This is a genomic window from Peribacillus sp. (assembly GCF_059453735.1).
Genome location: NZ_JAZVJO010000533.1, coordinates 1 through 4,087, shown reverse-complemented (window position 1 = coordinate 4,087; position 4,087 = coordinate 1). Strand labels below are relative to the sequence as shown.

Annotated in this window: 3 protein-coding genes and 1 pseudogene; all 4 read left to right on the top strand. The window is 38.9% G+C overall.

From position 1 onward, the window contains the following. The first annotated feature begins 583 nt into the window (after positions 1–583). Positions 584–1,045 (top strand): CtsR family transcriptional regulator, encoded by a 462-nt coding sequence (locus AC52RT_RS17710; RefSeq protein WP_040372998.1) that lies wholly within the window; start codon positions 584–586, stop codon positions 1,043–1,045. Positions 1,046–1,064: 19 nt separating this feature from the next. Then, positions 1,065–1,622, top strand: coding sequence for a protein-arginine kinase activator protein McsA (mcsA, locus tag AC52RT_RS17705; RefSeq protein WP_495541970.1), 558 nt, complete (start codon positions 1,065–1,067; stop codon positions 1,620–1,622). Then, positions 1,619–2,695: a protein-arginine kinase McsB gene (gene mcsB / locus AC52RT_RS17700; RefSeq protein WP_495541969.1), complete on the top strand. Its 1,077-nt coding sequence runs from the start codon at positions 1,619–1,621 to the stop codon at positions 2,693–2,695. Before mcsA ends, mcsB begins: the two co-directional genes overlap by 4 nt. A 14-nt stretch (positions 2,696–2,709) precedes the next feature. Then, positions 2,710–4,087: pseudogene (gene clpC, locus AC52RT_RS17695) on the top strand (ATP-dependent protease ATP-binding subunit ClpC); the annotation flags it as partial.

Below are 4,087 nucleotides of genomic sequence, written 5' to 3'. Positions count from 1 at the left end.
GGTACCCTGAGGGGTATTTTAGAGCTGAAAATAGTGCCCAGACGGGAATACGGGGGTATCTAGACAGGATTATGAAGGGCCTGGACGGGAATAACGTGATCTCAGACGGGAATATGGATACTCCAGACGGGATTAATGGCTTAAATAGTTGAAAAACAGATAAAATACCCTCCATGAGTAATCTAGAGTTCAGCATGTGTTCTTAAATGAAATGCTCCTTAAGATGTTAAGAATAGCGCCCCATTTTCAAAAAACCTCTTAAATATAATAAAAATAATACCATAAATGGCAAATGACCCTTGAGTCTCATGTTTTCTAAAAAAGATTGGTTCCCCACGGAGTTTTTTAGCATATATTCTTACTGCAAAACCCTTTAAGATAGTCATTTAGTTTTCGAAGGGTTTTATCAGCAGCCATAGGAGGTATACTGCACATATAACCAAATTTTAAAATGCACGTGTGTAATTGGACTTAAATGGAAAAAATAATTTATAAATGAGAAAATGCGTTAAAGTTGCAAATAAAAACATTCATTTGTATAATATTAGTCAAATATAGTCAAAGTCAGGATGGGGGAGGATAGGTGAGAAATATATCCGATGTTATCGAAATTTATTTAAAGAAAATTTTTGAAATGAGTCAAAATGACACTCTTGAAATTAAAAGAAGTGAGATAGCTGATAAATTTCAGTGTGTGCCTTCCCAAATAAATTATGTGATTAATACTAGGTTCACCATTGAACGCGGATATTTAGTAGAAAGTAAACGAGGCGGCGGCGGGTATATCAGAATCATGAAAGTCCAATCGTATGATGATGTGGATTTAATTGATCAATTACTATCTTTAATTGGCATGCGGGTTTCGCAAGCTGCTGCTGAAGGAATGATAAGTCGTTTAGTCGAAGAAGAAATTATTAATAACCGTGAAGCAAAAATCATGATGAGTGTAATTGATCGTTCAGTCATTTATATTGACCTGCCAGAACGTGATGAGCTTAGGTCGAGGATATTGAAAGCAATGTTAACTACTTTAAAGTATAAATAGGGTTTTTGCTGAGGTGATAATGATGCTTTGTCAAGAATGTAATCAGATGCCAGCAACTCTCCATTTTACAAAGTTTATAAATGGCGAGAAGAATGAAATTCATATTTGTGAGAAGTGTGCTCAAGAAATGGGTGAAGTTTATATTAACCAAGCAGGGCAGGGTTTCTCTTTTAATAATTTACTATCAGGGTTATTAAATATTGAACCTATTTTTCAGTCATCTACGGCGAGTGCGAAGCCTAAAACAGAGGAACTGCGCTGTAAGCGTTGTAACCTTTCTTTCAAAGAGTTTGTCCATGTAGGTAAATTTGGTTGTGAGGAATGTTATAAAACATTTGATAATCAACTGAATCCGATTTTAAAAAGAGTGCATAGCGGCAATACTGCCCATATTGGTAAGATTCCAAGCAGGATGGGTGATACGATTCATCTTCGGAAGCAAGTAGTACAGTTAAAAGAGGTTTTAAAAGACTTAATTGAAAAAGAAGAATTTGAAAAAGCGGCGGAAATTAGAGATGAGATTCGTTCACTCGAGAAACAAAATGATCGTCACGTTGATGGGGGGCCTCAATCATGAGTTTTGAACGATTTGTACAAAGTGCTTTGAGTTCTTGGATGAATGAGGACGGTCCTGACACGGATATTGTATTAAGTTCTAGAGTGAGATTAGCGAGAAATTTTAAAGACTTTACTTTTCCTACAGTTTTTTCAGACGAAGAAGGACAGGAAGTCATTGAGTTAATTAAAAAGGAGTTTTTAGGTAAGAAGATAAGTGAGTGCGGCCAGTTAGAATTGCTGGAAATGGATTCACTTGAACCTCTGCAAAAAAGAGTGTTAGTTGAAAAACACTTAATCTCCCCGAATTTAGCTAGTGATTCTTCTTTTGGAGCTTGTCTCTTATCTGACAACGAGAAGGTTTCCATTATGATTAATGAGGAAGACCATATTCGAATTCAATGCTTAGCTCCTGGTCTGCAGCTGACGGAAGTTTTACAAATGGCTAATCATATTGATGATTTGGTTGAGGAAACCGTTGACTATGCATATGATGAAGAACGCGGGTATTTGACCAGCTGCCCAACAAATGTTGGGACTGGGTTAAGGGCTTCAGTCATGATGCACTTACCTGGTCTGGTTCTAACTCAACAATTGAATCAAATTATTCCAGCTATGAACCAGCTTGGATTAGTGGTACGAGGAACATATGGTGAGGGCAGTGAGGCTCTGGGGAATATTTTTCAAATATCGAATCAGATTACACTAGGCAAATCAGAGAAGGATATCGTAAACGATTTAACGAGTGTAGTTCAACAGATAATCGCGCAAGAGAGATCAGCTAGAAACGCTCTCGCGAAAACCTCGCATATACAACTAGAAGATCGAATTTACCGGTCATTCGGTACGCTGATTAATGCAAGAATTATTGGATCCAAAGAAGCGGCTACATGTATATCTGATGTCCGATTAGGCATCGACCTTGGATATATTAATAGCATCTCTAGTACAATTCTAAATGAATTAATGATCTTAACTCAGCCGGGATTTTTACAAAAATATGCTGGAGGACCGTTGCAGGCATATGAACGTGACATTCGCAGAGCATCGTTAATTCGTGAACGGTTAAAATTGGAGAAAAACGAAAATTCTTAAGGAGGATTTAACCTATGATGTTTGGTCGTTTTACTGAAAGAGCGCAAAAAGTATTAGCATTGGCACAAGAGGAAGCTATACGTTTAGGACATAATAATATCGGTACGGAACATATTCTGCTCGGTCTTGTGCGCGAAGGAGAAGGAATTGCGGCTAAAGCTCTTTACGCACTTGGATTGGGCTCTGAAAAAATTCAGAAGGAAGTCGAAAATCTGATTGGTCGGGGTCAAGAAACGGCACAAACGATTCATTATACACCGCGTGCAAAAAAAGTGATTGAACTTTCAATGGATGAGGCACGAAAACTAGGTCATTCTTATGTGGGAACAGAACATGTGTTACTTGGGTTAATTCGCGAGGGTGAAGGGGTAGCTGCCCGTGTACTTAATAATCTTGGTGTAAGTTTGAATAAAGCTCGCCAACAGGTATTACAATTGCTAGGCAGTAACGAGTCAGGAAGCCACCAAGGCTCGACATCAGCAAATGCGAGTACGCCTACTCTAGACAGTCTGGCTAGAGATCTGACAGCCATCGCACGTGAAGGAAGTCTTGATCCGGTTATTGGCAGAGGTAAGGAAATTCAGCGTGTCATTGAGGTCCTAAGCCGACGTACTAAAAATAATCCTGTTTTAATTGGTGAGCCCGGTGTTGGTAAAACAGCCATCGCTGAAGGTCTTGCGCAGCAGATTATTAATAATGAAGTGCCAGAAATTTTACGCGATAAACGAGTAATGACTCTTGATATGGGAACGGTTGTAGCAGGAACTAAATATCGTGGAGAATTTGAGGATCGATTGAAGAAGGTTATGGACGAAATCCGTCAGGCTGGAAATATCATTCTTTTCATTGATGAACTTCATACGTTAATTGGTGCAGGAGGAGCAGAAGGAGCTATCGATGCTTCTAATATCTTAAAACCTTCTCTAGCTCGTGGGGAACTTCAATGTATTGGTGCTACAACTCTTGATGAATACCGTAAGTATATCGAAAAAGATGCAGCGCTTGAGCGTCGATTCCAACCGATAACCGTTAATGAGCCTACCATTGATGAGTCTATTCAAATCCTTAAAGGATTGCGTGACCGTTATGAAGCCCATCATCGTGTGTCTATTACAGATGAAGCCATCGATGCGGCTGTAAAAATGTCAGATCGTTATATCTCTGACCGTTTTCTTCCAGACAAAGCAATTGATTTAATCGATGAGGCAGGTTCAAAGGTTCGGCTGCGTTCATATACAACACCTCCAAATTTAAAAGAGCTTGAATTGAAACTTGATGAAGTGCGAAAAGAAAAGGATTCTTCCGTGCAGAGTCAAGAATTTGAAAAAGCTGCATCGCTTCGAGATACAGAACAGCGATTACGTGAACAGTTGGATGAAACGAAGAAAGTAT

Excerpts from the sequence above, each read along its gene's own strand:
- mcsA (WP_495541970.1), top strand. The coding sequence starts at position 1,065 with ATGATGCTTTGTCAAGAATGTAATCAGATGCCAGCAACTCTCCATTTT.
- mcsB (WP_495541969.1), top strand. The coding sequence starts at position 1,619 with ATGAGTTTTGAACGATTTGTACAAAGTGCTTTGAGTTCTTGGATGAAT.